Raw genomic sequence first — 14,823 nt, 5'->3', positions numbered from 1 at the left:
TTGGTGCAGGTGTTGTAGCGAAGATCATCGCTTAATCACAGTTTCTGTGAAGAATGATTTGACTATACCGTAGTAAAAAGGAAGCATCTGCTTCCTTTTTTTATCAATCATATCTCTTATCTCTACTGAGTTAGGTCTTTCCTATCGTCGTTATTATTGTGCAGCGTCGCTGTCCTACCTAGATTTTTCTTGCTAAATATATTGTCATTCTGTACTATTCTCGCTCCTTAATTCTCGGTCACTTATCATTCGTTCCTTGCTTCCTTTGGATGACCGGGCCAAATTTGGAAGCTGAATAATCCGTAAGGAGCAATAAATGCGTCATTACGAAATCGTATTCATGGTGCACCCAGATCAAAGCGAGCAAGTTGCTGGCATGATCGAGCGTTACACTGGTTCTATCACTGAAGCTGGCGGTACAGTTCACCGTCTAGAAGACTGGGGCCGCCGTCAATTGGCTTACCCAATCAATAAACTGCATAAAGCACACTACGTTCTAATGAACGTTGAAGCTGATCAAGCAGTGATTGATGAACTAGAAACAGCGTTCCGTTTTAACGATGCTGTTCTACGTAACATGATCATGCGTACTAAAGCTGCTATCACTGAACCTTCTATCATGCTAAAAGCAAAAGAAGAGCGCTCTAAGCGTGAAGAAGTGAAATTTGAAGCAGACGCTGAGTAATTTTAATAGGCCGATTTAAAGCTTAACGCGCCCTTAGGGTTGTTTTGAGTTTTAGCTTAATTAGTTAGTAATATTTTATTAAGTGATTTAAGTACCATGAACAGAATGAATGTTTGTGGTTTAAGGTCGATGCGTTCACTCAACACTTAGTATTAGGCCACACCATCAAGGCAGAAATTGTATTCTGACTACTCAAAATGAAGATTTTGACGAAGGTGAAGCCGACAACATTATTCAAATTTAGATCAGGAGATAGCCCATGGCTCGTTTCTTCCGTCGTCGTAAATTCTGCCGTTTTACTGCAGAAGGCGTACAAGAGATTGATTACAAAGATGTAGCAACTCTTAAGAATTACATCACTGAAGCTGGTAAAATTGTCCCTAGCCGTATCACAGGTACAAGCGCTAAATATCAGCGTCAGCTTGCACGTGCAATCAAACGCGCTCGCTACCTAGCTCTATTGCCATATACTGACAAACATCAGTAATCGGCACCGTTTATTAAGAAAGAGGATTAAGCAATGCAAGTTATTCTACTTGATAAAATCGGTAACCTGGGCGGTCTTGGCGATACAGTTAACGTTAAATCTGGTTACGCTCGTAACTTCCTTATCCCTCAAGGTAAGGCAGTAATGGCAACTAAATCTAACGTTGAAATGTTTGAAGCTCGTCGTGCTGAACTTGAAGCAAAAGTTGCAGAGCAATTGACAGCAGCTCAAGCTCGCGCAGACCAAGTTAATGCATTAGAAGCGGTTGTTATTGTTTCTAAAGCAGGTGATGAAGGTAAACTATTTGGTTCTATTGGTACTCGTGACATCGCTGATGCAATTACTGCAGCTGGTGTTGCTGTAGCGAAAAGCGAAGTTCGTTTACCTGAAGGTGCTCTACGTAACACTGGCGAATTCGAAATTAGCGTACAACTTCATTCAGAAGTGTTCGCTACTGTGAACCTAAAAGTAGTTGCAGAGTAATCTCAGTTTACTTATTAGTAAAAAAAACACCAGCTTAGGCTGGTGTTTTTTTATGATCGATTTAAATCTCAAAAGAGAAAGACCAAGCTAACAGCAAGAACACTGTCTGATTTACTCAGCCCTTCAGGGACTTGGTTATGATATTGGCGTGATTGGCTAACCTTAAGTGCGATATCTTCAGTAATATTATTAATCGCACTAATATCGGTGTCCAAACGTGTATTGCTTTCTCCCCCGACTAAGGTTGCATCTACGGAAAGTTTAAAATTACGCAGTATCTGCCACTCAGTCTTAAGGTTACTACGAAAAATAGGTTCCCGGACTAGGTTGGGGAAAACTACCTCATTACTACCAATTTCATCTAAATTGGGCTCTTGATAGCGATAACCAGGCCCAGCTTCAATTTCAACAAGCAAGGTGTCCGTATTGGTTAATTGGTAACCCAGTCCTCCAGAAAAGGTATAGTCTTTGAAGTAGGCGCTATAACGAGAATCAGTGCCACGAAAGCTGCCATAGAGATACATTTTAGGGCCTAATTTATAGTCGCTTTGTAGCGTGTAGCTAGACTGACGTTTATTTTCTTTACCATTTTTATCTAATTTGTAGAAACGCCATTCGCCATTAGTTCGATGGCGACCACGGGTATATTCTCCTTTAATACGAGTATTAAGGGCTTCTGAATCTGTGTTGCCAGAGTGCGATTGATAGCCAAATTCGATTTGACTTTGCCAAGGTGAGGGTGCGTTAATGTCCTTACTGCGATTTGTCTGTTTGTTGGCGTGGACATGGAAACTTGTCAATAGAGCCAGACTTAGAAGCCAAGTTTTGGACACATGAAACCTCTCTCAAAGAATAGAATCGCTGAATAATAAGCATCAGTTTTTGAAATTGGGTCATATTAAGGTTAATTGTATCTAAATCATAGACAAACTTTTCGATGCCTAATTACAAATATTCTATTCTCGTTATAATGGACGGTTATTGATGCATTACCGAGTGAACTTATGGCGGATCTCAGAACAGATAACCGAAACCGTAAAATTGCCGATGCCCAAGTTGATGCGATGAAAATTCCTCCCCATTCATTAGAAGCTGAACAATCGGTGATTGGCGGTTTATTAATGGATAATGATCGCTGGGATACCGTATCAGAGCGAGTTATTGCGCAAGATTTTTACAGTCGTCCCCACCGCTTAATTTTTGAAGCCGTGAAACATCTGCTGGAAGCTGGACAGCCGCTTGACTTAATCACGTTATCGGAGCATTTGGAGCTACGTGAACAATTAGAGGATGTGGGGGGCTTCGCTTACCTCGCCGATCTTGTTAAAAATACGCCTAGTGCGGCCAATATTAACGCCTATGCTGAAATTGTCGCCGAACGAGCTTTAGTACGTAACTTGATTGGTGTTGCCAATGAGATTGCTGATGCAGGGTATGATCCTCAGGGGCGTAGTTCAGAAGATTTGCTCGACCTCGCTGAAAGTAAAGTTTTTGCTATTGCAGAGTCACGCACCAATGATGGTGAAGGGCCGCAGAATGTAGATACTATTTTAGAGAAAACATTAGAACGGATAGAGCTGCTGTATAAAACGCCACAAGATGGGGTGACAGGGGTCAACACGGGCTTTACGGATCTAAATAAGAAAACCGCTGGTTTACAAGGCTCTGATTTAATTATTGTTGCTGCTCGTCCTTCGATGGGTAAAACGACCTTTGCCATGAACTTGTGTGAAAACGCCGCCATGCAACAAGATAAACCAGTATTAATTTTCTCGCTAGAGATGCCAGCAGAGCAGATCATGATGCGTATACTAGCCTCTTTGTCGCGAGTGGATCAAACTAAGATTCGTACTGGGCAGCTTGATGATGAAGATTGGGCGCGTATTTCTTCGACCATGGGCATGCTTATGGAAAAGAAAAATATGTTTATCGACGACAGTTCGGCGTTGACTCCGACCGAAGTGCGTTCACGAGCTCGTCGTATTGCTCGTGAGCATGGTGGCTTATCACTTATTATGGTTGACTATTTGCAACTGATGCGAGTGCCTGCCTTGAGTGATAATCGTACTTTGGAAATTGCTGAAATCTCTCGATCGTTAAAAGCACTGGCGAAAGAATTAAATGTTCCTGTTGTCGCTCTGTCTCAGTTAAACCGCTCTTTGGAGCAGCGTGCGGATAAACGTCCGGTTAACTCTGACTTACGTGAATCAGGTTCGATTGAACAAGATGCTGACTTAATCATGTTTATTTATCGCGATGAGGTTTATCACCCGGACAGCCCATTAAAAGGTATTGCTGAAATTATTATTGGTAAGCAGCGTAATGGTCCAATTGGTTCTGTTCGTTTGACCTTCCAGGGGCAATATTCTCGTTTTGATAATTATGCAGGCCCTGCATTTGATGATGAATAGATAACAGTATGAATTATATGAAAGCAGCAAAAGCATGCATCGACTTAGATGCCTTGCAACACAATTTACAGAAAATCAAACAGCAAGCGCCAAGCAGTAAATTGATGGCCGTTGTCAAAGCTAATGGATATGGACATGGCCTGCATCAGGTTGCCAAACACGCGCAAAGTGTCGATGCCTTTGGCGTTGCCCGGATTGAAGAAGCGCTCCAACTTCGCGCTAGTGGTGTGGTTAAACCGATTTTATTGCTAGAAGGATTTTATTCATCAGGTGACTTGCCTGTATTGGTTACCAATAATATTCAAACCGTGCTGCATTGTGAAGAGCAATTGCAAGCGCTAGAGGGTGCGCAACTCGATACACCGGTGGTCGTGTGGCTAAAAATTGATACAGGTATGCATCGTTTAGGCGTACGTCCAGAGCAGTATCATCTGTTTGTTGAACGCTTACATCGTTGTTCAAACGTCGCTAAACCTTTGCGTTATATGAGCCACTTTGGGTGTGCTGATGAACTTGATAAATCAACGACATCAGAACAAATAGAGTGTTTTTTATCACTGACTCAGGGCTGTCAAGGTGAACGTTCATTAGCGGCCTCTGCAGGATTGTTGGCTTGGCCTCAAAGTCAATTAGAATGGGTTCGGCCAGGCATTATTATGTATGGTGTTTCCCCTTTTCTTGATAAAAATGCCCAGGAAATGGGTTATCAACCTGTGATGACACTCAAGTCACACCTGATCGCAATACGCGAAGTGAAAGCGGGGGAATGCGTTGGTTATGGCGGCCTATGGCGTAGTCATCGTGACACAAAGATAGGGGTGATTGCGATTGGTTATGGTGATGGCTACCCACGGACGGCACCTAATGGTACTCCCGTTATTGTGAATGGGAGAATGGTGCCTATCGCTGGGCGAGTATCAATGGATATGTTGACCGTTGACTTAGGGCCAGAGGCATCCGATAACGTTGGTGATGAAGCGGTGCTATGGGGGAAAGAGCTTCCGGTCGAAAAGGTAGCGAGCCACATCGGGACAGTGGGATATGAACTGGTGACTAAGCTAACTTCGCGCGTGGAAATGTGTTATCTACAGGCAGGCCAATAGGCCTGTTTTTGTTTCCGGTTCGATAGCGCTACAATGCAAGGTGCACGTTAAGTGTTCATGACGAATGGGCAGCGTAATGCTATGATTTTTATCGTCTTGAACTCTATTTTTGTGGCGACTTTCTCTGACTTAACGCAAGGTCGATAAGCAAAAGCTCAGCCATAATTGGGTTTATTATGATTAGAGGGCTGATTCTCTGCTTTAAACAGAGAAGGTTCTTATTTTATTTTTGCTTTAACGGGGATTCCATATTTAATCATAGGATTAAGTATCGAGGAATAAAGCTTACTGTAACATCGGGATAGATACCATGTTGAAAAACATTAATCCAACGCAAACACATGCTTGGAAAGCACTGACTGCGCATTATGAATCTGCGCAAGATATGAACCTAAAGACACTATTTGCAGAAGATAGCCAACGTTTTAGTCAATACTCAACACGATTTGGCGAGGATATTCTGGTTGATTATTCTAAAAACTTAGTTAATCAAGACACCATGAAGCTCCTTTTTGCTTTAGCTAAAGAAACTGGCGTAGGTGAGGCGATTGAAGCGATGTTTAGTGGCGCTGCCATTAACCAAACTGAAGGTCGTGCTGTCTTGCATACAGCGCTGCGTAACCGTAGTAATACACCAGTAATGGTCAATGGCGAAGATGTTATGCCAGCCGTGAATGCGGTATTGGAGAAAATGCGCGCTTTTTCTGAGCGAGTGATCGGTGGCGAGTGGAAAGGCTTTACCGGTAAAGCGATTACTGATGTGGTCAATATCGGTATTGGTGGTTCCGATCTTGGCCCTTATATGGTGACCGAGGCGTTAGCGCCTTATAAAAACCACCTAACTATGCATTTCGTTTCTAATGTTGACGGTACTCATATTGCGGAAACACTGAAAAAAGTGGATCCTGAAACGACGCTTTTCTTAGTGGCATCGAAAACGTTCACCACGCAAGAAACTATGACTAATGCCCATTCTGCACGGGATTGGTTCTTAAATGTTGCGGGTGATGAGTCCCATGTGGCGAAACACTTTGCCGCGTTATCAACCAACGGTAAAGCGGTTGCTGAGTTTGGCATTGATACTGAGAATATGTTTGAGTTCTGGGATTGGGTTGGAGGGCGTTATTCTCTCTGGTCTGCTATTGGTCTATCGATCATTCTATCGATTGGTTACGATAACTTTGTTGAACTTTTATCTGGTGCTCATGAAATGGATAAACATTTTGTGGAAACACCATTTGAAAATAATATTCCTGTGATTTTGGCACTGATTGGAATTTGGTATAACAATTTCCATGGCGCAGAATCGGAAGCCATTTTACCTTATGACCAATATATGCATCGATTTGCTGCTTATTTCCAACAAGGCAATATGGAATCAAACGGTAAGTACGTTGATCGAGATGGTAATCCAGTGACTTATCAAACTGGCCCTATCATTTGGGGAGAGCCTGGCACTAATGGTCAACATGCATTTTATCAATTGATCCACCAAGGTACGAAGCTGATCCCTTGCGACTTTATCGCGCCTGCGATTAGCCATAATGCAGTGAGTGACCATCATCAAAAATTGATGTCAAACTTCTTTGCGCAAACAGAAGCGTTGGCCTTTGGTAAATCAGCGGATGCGGTGAAAGCTGAGTTTGTTAAAGCTGGAAAATCAGAAGCAGAAGTGGCATCTTTAGTTCCATTTAAAGTGTTTGAAGGTAACCGACCTACGAACTCTATTTTGGTTAAGCAAATCACACCTCGAACGCTAGGAAATTTGATAGCGATTTACGAGCATAAGATTTTTGTACAGGGCGTGATCTGGAATATCTTCTCATTCGACCAATGGGGCGTAGAACTGGGCAAGCAACTTGCTAACCAAATTCTTCCTGAACTAGACAATGAGCAAAGTGTGACTTCTCACGATAGTTCGACCAATGGACTAATCAATGCGTTTAAAGCCTTCCGTGCCTAATGTGGATTGATTAAGATAATCAAAAGGCTGATGTTATGCATCAGCCTTTTTGTCTTTAGTGTTAATCAGAGATTATTCAAAGCAAATTTCAATAAACGCGTTTCCCCACTGAGATGAGAAAGGCATAATAATGATCGAGCCTTCACATTTATGGCGAATCGTATGCCCTCGACCAGAAACAACAACGGGGGTTGCCATATCAAAATCAAAGCCACTTTCCGCTAAAATTCGTTTTGCTCCACCGGTTACCATGTTGGTGATTTCCCCGACCATGTCCGTCACTTCTTCATTCAAGCCATTTGGACGTTCACCTAACATATTTTGCATAATTTCCAGAGCGAGTGCTTCATCAAAAGTAATCGACATTGAACCACGAGTTTGTGGACCAATCATACCGATTAAACCTGAAATATCACCGCGAGCAATTTCGTCTTTTTTAAGACGAGGCTTCTGGGGCTTCAATTCTAATGAAGCCATTGTTTTTAGCACGTTCAGCAAAGACGCTAAAAACGGATTGACAAATTCAGCGCGCATAACTCTCTTCTATTCGTTTTATTCTCTAGTTCTGAGAACACGATTGACAGATCCCACGTGACTCTATGACATGGTTGGTAATCGTAAAGCCGTGTTTCTCAGCATTATTTGCCAACATGGCGATCAGATTATCATTTTGCAGCTCAACAACATTACCACATTGGTCACAAATGAGTAATTGAGAAAAGTGTTTATGAGCATTACAAGAGCAACAAGAAATAAAACTATTCGTTGACTCCACTCGATGGATAAACCCTTGCTCAAGTAAAAAATCTAGCGCTCTATAGACGGTAGGTGGTTTTGCTTGAGGCTCACTTTTTTTTAAATCTTCCAGCAATTCGTAGGCGCTGGAAGCTTTTTTACTAGCACAAATCAAATCGAACACTCGTTTACGCTGAGCAGTGAGTCGGACACCTCTCTCTGCACATATAGCTTCGACCTGTTTGCTAAGCTTATTATCCAAATCCATCACCATAACAATTGGTGCCTAGTAATCATATACCATTTCAAAGCAAATATCGTTTTGAGCGTCAAAAAAATCATTGATCATTGGCATCGTTTTAACCTATTTCTTACCTATAAGGCATAAATTACCTTATCTGATAGAAAAACGATACACTCAAAGCGGTTTAGTGGGTGGGATGTTATTCATTTTTGATGTTTATCAAGACCCGTTGATAACCTATGGGAGTACTTTTGGGTTATTTCTTTAGTTTAACAATTTGATTTGACTGTATATCTGGCTACCTTGGAACTTTATTGATACGGGTTTAATATCGCGGAACGATTTTTTCTACCTTAAACCTTAATTTGCTACGAATGGTTATTAGTCATTTTATTTAAGTACAATCTCAAGATGGGTAAATTGACGGCATTGATGCGATTGTTAGTAATCGCTATAATCCGCCCGGCTAACGATTTGTTGAGCAACAATTGATGTCGCTCAATCCACTTCCAACCAGTCCTTCATAGCTCAAATTAGCTAATAATCGGATGGGCTCTATGGCAATCCCCTTAAGTGGTTTTGCTTTAAGTTAAGGATTTTTTATAACATGTATCCATCTTGCCGCTTTTCTGTTGCACCCATGCTCGATTGGACTGATCGTCACTGTCGCTATTTCCACCGTATCTTGTCCAAGAATGCACTGTTGTATACTGAGATGGTAACGACGGGTGCCATTATCCATGGTAAAGGTGACTTCTTGATGTTTAATGAAGAAGAGCATCCGGTTTCGCTACAATTGGGCGGTTCTAATCCAGCCGAGCTGGCAACCTGTGCCAAACTCGCGTTGGAACGTGGTTATGACGAAATTAATCTTAACGTTGGTTGTCCATCTGATCGAGTACAAAATGGACGTTTCGGTGCTTGCCTGATGCGAGAGGCGGACTTGGTTGCGCAGTGTGTATCGGCGATGAAAGATGTTGTTGATATTCCGGTGACGGTAAAAACACGTATCGGTATCGATGATCAAGATAGCTACGCCTTTCTGGTTGATTTTGTACGTACTGTGAGTGAAAAAGGTGGCTGTGATAACTTCACGATTCATGCACGTAAAGCTTGGTTGTCCGGCCTTAGCCCGAAAGAAAACCGTGAAATTCCACCGTTAGATTACCCGCGTGTGTACCAACTGAAGCAAGATTTTCCTCATCTAACGATAGCGATTAACGGTGGTATCAAATCGCTGGAAGAAGCAGAAGAGCATTTGAACTATCTTGACGGTGTGATGATTGGTCGAGAGGCTTACCAAAGCCCCTATCTGTTGGCCGAAGTGGATAATTGTTTATTTGGTAGCAATGAGCCGATCATTAAACGCAGTGAGGTTGTTAAAGCCATGTTTCCTTACATTGAAGCTGAACTGAGTAAAGGGACTTATTTAAACCATATCAGTCGCCATATGTTGGGGCTATTCCAGAATATGCCTGGTGCGCGTCAATGGCGACGTTATATTAGTGAAAATGCACATAAACCTGGTTCTGGAATTGAAGTGCTGGAACAGGCGTTGGCGAAAGTGCCTTATCAAGACTTAGATGTGTAAATATTACCATCTCCTTTCTATTGGAAAATTCTGCAGTGTTGGCTACGTTTAGTGGCTGCTCACGGGGTGCCTCTACCTAAAACTTCAACAAGTTGTTTGGGTACCCTCGTTAGAGCTGGCTAATTTTATCGTTTCATTCGCAATTTGTGCTAAATACGCCATTCTTAAGATAACGGATTGAGCAATAGTTGCGAGAGACCTCATGACGATCACGGAATTAAGAAATCTTTATCGAGAGCAGCTTCTTATTGAAGCGGTTATAGAGCCTTCTTCTGAAGAAGGTGCTTGGATTGTAGAGTTTCGCCACCAGAGAGGGGGGCTTGTTTTATTAACGGATGCGAATGGCGAAGAGTGCCATTATTCCGATTTAGATGCGGCATCTAAAACAGCCATGACGGTTGGATTTAAACAGGTACGAGTGGAAGGGCGAGTTGATTAAACGGTTTCTTACTTCCAAAAAGTTATAAAACATTCTCTTCTATTCTTTCTTGTTATTAACGAGAGTGGTTAACCTATCGTCACGCAATGAATAAGGACGTCGTGACAATGTCTTCAGGAAATACCTTACCACAAGAATTGGCATCGTTAGCCAGCCCAATCAACGACTCTCAGCTTTCGCAACTTCAGCAAACTGCTACGGAACTTTCTTCGCATCAATTGGCTTGGTTGAGTGGTTATTTCTGGGGGTTAAGTCAAGCACCTGCCAACCATGTCGGTGTCGCGGTATCTCAAGCACTTTCTGCAACTTCAACGCCACAGGGTCAATTAACCATTATTTTTGCTTCGCAAACCGGTAATGCAAAAGGCGTAGCTCAACAACTTGAGCAAGAGGCTCAATCATTGGGTATTGCGGTGAAGCTATTTGATGCCAGTGATTACAAAGGCAAAGATCTGGCGAAAGAAACGCACGTGATCATTGTCGCCTCAACCAATGGTGAAGGTGAAGCGCCTGATAATGCATTGGTCTTACATGAGTTTTTACAATCTAAAAAAGCGCCTAAATTGCCGCACTTAAAATATGGCGTGATTGGTTTAGGAGACTCAAGCTATGAGTTTTTCTGTCAAACGGGTAAAGATTTTGATTTGTTTTTAGAAAAGTTAGGTGCGCAGCGTTTTATTGAGCGCATCGATTGTGATGTCGATTACGCGCAACCCGCGGCTGAATGGCAGGCGAAAGCGCTACAAGTGGTGCAACAAGCTCTATCTTCTGATCAGGGGCAGGTTGTACAGCTTCCGCTTAGTCAAATTGATGCCAAGCAAGCGAGCTATTCAAAACAAAATCCATATGTGGCTACCTTGTTAACTAGCCAAAAAATTACCGGTCGTGACTCCGGAAAAGAGGTACGACACATTGAGATCGATTTAACCGATTCAGGGTTAACTTATCAGCCTGGTGATGCACTGGGTGTCTGGTATGAGAACAATCCTCAATTAGTGCAACAGATCTTAACGCTGGTCGGTTTAACTGGTGATGAGCAGGTTGCAGTCGACGGCTCGCCATGCACTGTCTATGATGCGTTAGTTTACCATTATGAGATCACTGCATCTAACCCTCAGTTTATTAGTCAATATGCCGAATTGTCAGTCAGTAAAAAGTTGCAAAAACTGGTCGAAAATAAAGACAAGCTTCGTGAGTATTCAGTGCAGACGCAAATTATTGATGTATTAAAAGAGAAAAAATGTGCTTTGTCGGCTGATCAGTTGATCGGTTTACTGCGCCGATTAACCCCTCGATTATATTCAATCGCTTCTAGCCAACGAGAAGTTGATGAAGAAGTACATCTTACTGTTGCCGTGGTTGAATATCCGGTTAACGATGAGCGGCGTCAAGGTGGTGCATCGAGCTTTATTGCTCATCAATTGGCTGAAGGCGAGCAGGTAAAAATCTTTGTAGAAGCCAATAACCATTTCAAACTCCCAGAAGATGATAATACGCCAATTATTATGATTGGCCCCGGAACCGGGATTGCGCCTTTCCGCAGTTTTATTCAAGAGCGAGATAATTGGGCTGCGCCGGGGAAAAACTGGCTATTTTTTGGCGATCGCACCTTTACCCAAGATTTTCTCTATCAAGTTGAGTGGCAGAAATACCTAAAATCCGGTGTGTTAACCCGTTTGGATGTGGCGTTCAGCCGAGATCAACATGAAAAAGTTTATGTGCAGCATCGTTTGTTAGAACAAGCTGAGCAAGTTTGGCAATGGATTGAACAAGGAGCTTACCTTTATGTGTGTGGCGACGCTCAGTATATGGCGAAAGATGTTCATCAAGCTCTGATTACGATTGCCATCCAGCAAGGTGGTTTAGACAAAGATCAAGCAGAACAATTTATTAATGATTTACGTAAAACGAAGCGTTACCAAAGGGATGTTTACTAATGAGCACTAAACCACAATCGCCACAGCAAGAAGTATTAGGCCAAGTATTGGGGCCATTCTCGGATAACGAGCGTTTAAAGCGAGAAAGTAATTTTTTACGGGGCACGATCGAGCAGGATCTGCAAGATCGTATTACTGGTGGATTTAGCGCGGATAATTTTCAGTTGATCCGTTTTCACGGTATGTATCAGCAAGATGATCGCGATATTCGTAACGAACGAACCAAGCAAAAATTAGAGCCTCTACATAATGTTATGTTACGAGCTCGTATGCCGGGAGGGATTATTACGCCTCAGCAGTGGTTGGCGATAGATAAGTTTGCTAGTGAGCATTCTCTTTATGGCAGCATTCGTTTAACTACGCGGCAGACGTTTCAGTTTCATGGCGTGTTAAAGCCTAATATTAAGTTGATGCACCAAACGCTGAATAGCATTGGTATTGATTCGATTGCTACGGCTGGTGATGTGAACCGCAATGTGTTGTGTACTTCAAACCCTGTCGAATCTGAATTGCACCAAGAAGCTTATCAGTGGGCGAAAAAAATCAGTGAACATCTATTACCGAAAACGCGTGCTTACGCCGAAATTTGGTTGGATGGCGAAAAGGTAGAAACCACAGAAGATGATGAGCCTATTTTAGGTCAGCACTATCTACCACGTAAGTTTAAAACGACAGTGGTGATCCCGCCGCAAAATGATGTCGACGTTCATGCCAATGATCTGAATTTTGTCGCGATTGCTGAGCATGGCAAATTAGTTGGTTTCAATGTGCTGGTGGGCGGCGGTTTGGCGATGACGCATGGCGATACGTCAACCTATCCGCGCCGTGCGGATGATTTTGGCTTTATTCCTTTAGAGAAAACCTTAGAGGTTGCAGCAGCAGTGGTCACAACTCAGCGTGACTGGGGTAACCGCTCTAATCGTAAAAACGCCAAAACCAAATACACTTTAGATAGAGTGGGTGTTGAGGTCTTTAAAGCTGAAGTTGAAAAACGTGCAGGTATTCAATTTGCGCCAAGTCGTCCCTATCAATTTACCGAACGTGGCGATCGCATCGGTTGGATAGAAGGTATTGACGGTAAGCATCACCTAACGCTGTTTATTGAAAATGGCCGTTTATTGGACTTCCCAGGTAAACCATTGAAAACCGGTGTCGCTGAAATCGCTAAGATCCATCAGGGTGATTTTCGTATGACAGCCAATCAAAATCTGATTGTCGCTGGCGTGGCAGCGGAAGATAAAGCAGAGATTGAACAGATCGCTCGGCTACATGGTTTAATCAATGATCAGGTCAGCGAGCAGCGTAAGAATTCGATGGCCTGTGTGTCATTCCCAACTTGTCCATTGGCGATGGCCGAAGCTGAGCGCTTTTTGCCTCAGTTTGTCACCGATATCGAGAATCTCCTGAGCAAGCATGGCTTACCAAAAGAAGACAATATTATCTTGCGTGTTACAGGATGTCCGAATGGCTGTGGACGTGCAATGCTTGCCGAAGTCGGCTTAGTTGGCAAAGCACCGGGGCGTTACAATCTTCATTTAGGGGGCAATCGAGCGGGAACTCGTATCCCTAAAATGTATAAAGAGAACATTACTGATCGGCAGATCTTACAAGAGCTGGATGCATTGATTGGCCGTTGGGCACATGAGCGAAATGCTGATGAAGGATTTGGTGACTTTACTATTCGTGTCGGAATTATAGAAGAGGTGGTTATCTCTAAGAGGGATTTTTATGCCTAAGCGTCCTATTTTAACCCTCGAGCTTGAGCATCTATTAACATTGAGTAAGGTCGAGCAAACGCTCTACCTTGCCGAGTTAAATGGCTATCTTGAGACACTGACCGCTCAGCAGCGCGTTGCATGGGCTTTCGAACATCTTGAAGGGAGTCATGTACTTTCATCGAGTTTTGGCATTCAAGCAGCATTAATGTTGCATTTGGTTTCGCAAATCAAACCTGATATTCAGGTTATTTTGACTGATACTGGGTATTTGTTCCCAGAAACGTATCAATTCATCGATCAATTAACCGAAAGTCTCAACTTGAACTTGCATGTTGTAAGCGCAGAGCTGACACCTGCTTGGCAGGAAGCTAAATACGGTAAGCTTTGGGAGCAAGGGATTAAGGGTATTGAGCGTTATAACGCTATCAATAAAGTAGAGCCGCTACGTCGAGCTTTTGATGAGCTTAGGGTCAGTACATGGTTTTCTGGCCTACGCCGCGAGCAGTCTCAATCGCGAGCCAATTTACCGATTCTTTCAATTCAAAATAATGTTTTTAAATTTTTACCAGTGATCGACTGGAGTAATAAAGAGGTTCATTACTATTTAAAAGAGAATAACCTTCCGTACCATCCATTATGGGAGCAAGGTTATCTTTCGGTTGGTGACTGGCATACCACTCGGCAATGGAAACCAGGAATGAATGAAGAAGAGACTCGATTTTTCGGTTTAAAACGGGAATGTGGCCTTCATGAAGAAGTGAAAGAAGATCATGGTTCTGGAATATAAAGGCATAAATGTGCATAACTCTGTGGGTAACGTGTTGGCTTTGTATTGATAAAATTGGATAAATAAGGGGTTGGCTAAAAAATGCCCCTTTAAGTATTATTTTTACTATTTTCATTAAATAACGCTTGCCAAGATTAAACGGTTCTCTATAATGCGACATCACTGACACGGCAGACGCCGCAAGGCTTCAGGCAGTGTTAGTTGAGGGAAAACTTCTAAAAAAGAAAATTTGAAAAAGTG

Annotated in this window: 14 protein-coding genes; 11 read left to right on the top strand and 3 right to left on the bottom strand. The window is 42.7% G+C overall.

Annotation, left to right across the window (positions count from 1 at the left end; genetic code table 11):
• The first annotated feature begins 316 nt into the window (after positions 1-316).
• From rpsF to rplI, 3 genes are all read left to right on the top strand, one after another.
• Positions 317-685, top strand: a complete 369-nt coding sequence (gene rpsF / locus B7C60_RS00950; RefSeq protein WP_099610040.1) for a 30S ribosomal protein S6 — start codon at positions 317-319, stop codon at positions 683-685.
• A gap of 259 nt (positions 686-944) precedes the next feature.
• Positions 945-1,172, top strand: coding sequence for a 30S ribosomal protein S18 (gene rpsR / locus B7C60_RS00945; RefSeq protein ID WP_000090471.1), 228 nt, complete (start codon positions 945-947; stop codon positions 1,170-1,172).
• 33 nt (positions 1,173-1,205) lie between these two features.
• Positions 1,206-1,655 carry a 50S ribosomal protein L9 gene (gene rplI / locus B7C60_RS00940; RefSeq protein WP_099610039.1) on the top strand — a complete coding sequence of 150 codons (450 nt, stop codon included), beginning with the start codon at positions 1,206-1,208 and terminating at the stop codon, positions 1,653-1,655.
• Positions 1,656-1,723: 68 nt separating this feature from the next.
• Here rplI and B7C60_RS00935 read toward each other — a convergent pair whose 3' ends face one another.
• Entirely contained in the window at positions 1,724-2,488 is a 765-nt protein-coding gene (locus B7C60_RS00935; RefSeq protein WP_099610038.1) for a DUF481 domain-containing protein, read from the bottom strand.
• A 171-nt stretch (positions 2,489-2,659) separates the two neighbouring features.
• Here B7C60_RS00935 and B7C60_RS00930 point away from each other — a divergent pair, with 171 nt between their 5' ends.
• From B7C60_RS00930 to pgi, 3 genes are all read left to right on the top strand, one after another.
• Positions 2,660-4,066, top strand: a complete 1,407-nt coding sequence (locus tag B7C60_RS00930) for a replicative DNA helicase (protein ID WP_099610037.1) — start codon at positions 2,660-2,662, stop codon at positions 4,064-4,066.
• 17 nt (positions 4,067-4,083) lie between these two features.
• Positions 4,084-5,169: an alanine racemase gene (gene alr, locus B7C60_RS00925; RefSeq protein ID WP_170887958.1), complete on the top strand. Its 1,086-nt coding sequence runs from the start codon at positions 4,084-4,086 to the stop codon at positions 5,167-5,169.
• A gap of 310 nt (positions 5,170-5,479) precedes the next feature.
• Positions 5,480-7,132 carry a glucose-6-phosphate isomerase gene (gene pgi / locus B7C60_RS00920; protein WP_099610035.1) on the top strand — a complete coding sequence of 551 codons (1,653 nt, stop codon included), beginning with the start codon at positions 5,480-5,482 and terminating at the stop codon, positions 7,130-7,132.
• Between the two features lie 72 nt (positions 7,133-7,204).
• Here the strand turns inward: pgi and B7C60_RS00915 are convergent, their stop codons facing one another.
• Positions 7,205-7,666 carry a chemotaxis protein CheX gene (locus tag B7C60_RS00915; protein ID WP_078927536.1) on the bottom strand — a complete coding sequence of 154 codons (462 nt, stop codon included), beginning with the start codon at positions 7,664-7,666 and terminating at the stop codon, positions 7,205-7,207.
• 25 nt (positions 7,667-7,691) lie between these two features.
• Positions 7,692-8,141: a zinc uptake transcriptional repressor Zur gene (zur, locus tag B7C60_RS00910; RefSeq protein ID WP_099610034.1), complete on the bottom strand. Its 450-nt coding sequence runs from the start codon at positions 8,139-8,141 to the stop codon at positions 7,692-7,694.
• A 577-nt stretch (positions 8,142-8,718) separates the two neighbouring features.
• Here zur and dusA point away from each other — a divergent pair.
• The 5 genes from dusA (at position 8,719) to B7C60_RS00885 (ending at position 14,583) form a co-directional block, all read left to right on the top strand.
• Positions 8,719-9,702: a tRNA dihydrouridine(20/20a) synthase DusA gene (dusA, locus tag B7C60_RS00905; RefSeq protein ID WP_099610033.1), complete on the top strand. Its 984-nt coding sequence runs from the start codon at positions 8,719-8,721 to the stop codon at positions 9,700-9,702.
• Positions 9,703-9,904: 202 nt separating this feature from the next.
• Positions 9,905-10,141, top strand: a complete 237-nt coding sequence (locus tag B7C60_RS00900) for a hypothetical protein (RefSeq protein ID WP_099610032.1) — start codon at positions 9,905-9,907, stop codon at positions 10,139-10,141.
• Between the two features lie 86 nt (positions 10,142-10,227).
• Positions 10,228-12,078 (top strand): assimilatory sulfite reductase (NADPH) flavoprotein subunit, encoded by a 1,851-nt coding sequence (locus B7C60_RS00895; RefSeq protein WP_172953214.1) that lies wholly within the window; start codon positions 10,228-10,230, stop codon positions 12,076-12,078.
• Entirely contained in the window at positions 12,078-13,814 is a 1,737-nt protein-coding gene (gene cysI / locus B7C60_RS00890; protein WP_099610030.1) for an assimilatory sulfite reductase (NADPH) hemoprotein subunit, read from the top strand. Before B7C60_RS00895 ends, cysI begins: the two co-directional genes overlap by 1 nt.
• Positions 13,807-14,583 (top strand): phosphoadenylyl-sulfate reductase, encoded by a 777-nt coding sequence (locus tag B7C60_RS00885; RefSeq protein WP_099610029.1) that lies wholly within the window; start codon positions 13,807-13,809, stop codon positions 14,581-14,583. Before cysI ends, B7C60_RS00885 begins: the two co-directional genes overlap by 8 nt.
• Positions 14,584-14,823 lie beyond the last annotated feature (240 nt).

Source organism: Vibrio fujianensis, assembly GCF_002749895.1.
In the GTDB taxonomy this organism is placed as follows: Bacteria; Pseudomonadota; Gammaproteobacteria; order Enterobacterales; family Vibrionaceae; genus Vibrio; species Vibrio fujianensis.
The sequence above is the reverse complement of the archived record's forward strand: the minus strand, read 5'-3'. Positions and strand labels throughout refer to the sequence as shown.

Bases quoted from the DNA above. Each gene is read 5' to 3' on its own strand.
- rpsR (WP_000090471.1), top strand. From the start codon at position 945: ATGGCTCGTTTCTTCCGTCGTCGTAAATTCTGCCGTTTTACTGCAGAA.
- B7C60_RS00885 (WP_099610029.1), top strand. From the start codon at position 13,807: ATGCCTAAGCGTCCTATTTTAACCCTCGAGCTTGAGCATCTATTAACA.
- B7C60_RS00915 (WP_078927536.1), bottom strand. From the start codon at position 7,666: ATGCGCGCTGAATTTGTCAATCCGTTTTTAGCGTCTTTGCTGAACGTG.
- B7C60_RS00900 (WP_099610032.1), top strand. From the start codon at position 9,905: ATGACGATCACGGAATTAAGAAATCTTTATCGAGAGCAGCTTCTTATT.
- dusA (WP_099610033.1), top strand. From the start codon at position 8,719: ATGTATCCATCTTGCCGCTTTTCTGTTGCACCCATGCTCGATTGGACT.
- pgi (WP_099610035.1), top strand. From the start codon at position 5,480: ATGTTGAAAAACATTAATCCAACGCAAACACATGCTTGGAAAGCACTG.
- rplI (WP_099610039.1), top strand. From the start codon at position 1,206: ATGCAAGTTATTCTACTTGATAAAATCGGTAACCTGGGCGGTCTTGGC.
- zur (WP_099610034.1), bottom strand. From the start codon at position 8,141: ATGGTGATGGATTTGGATAATAAGCTTAGCAAACAGGTCGAAGCTATA.
- cysI (WP_099610030.1), top strand. From the start codon at position 12,078: ATGAGCACTAAACCACAATCGCCACAGCAAGAAGTATTAGGCCAAGTA.
- alr (WP_170887958.1), top strand. From the start codon at position 4,084: ATGAAAGCAGCAAAAGCATGCATCGACTTAGATGCCTTGCAACACAAT.
- rpsF (WP_099610040.1), top strand. From the start codon at position 317: ATGCGTCATTACGAAATCGTATTCATGGTGCACCCAGATCAAAGCGAG.
- B7C60_RS00930 (WP_099610037.1), top strand. From the start codon at position 2,660: ATGGCGGATCTCAGAACAGATAACCGAAACCGTAAAATTGCCGATGCC.
- B7C60_RS00895 (WP_172953214.1), top strand. From the start codon at position 10,228: ATGAATAAGGACGTCGTGACAATGTCTTCAGGAAATACCTTACCACAA.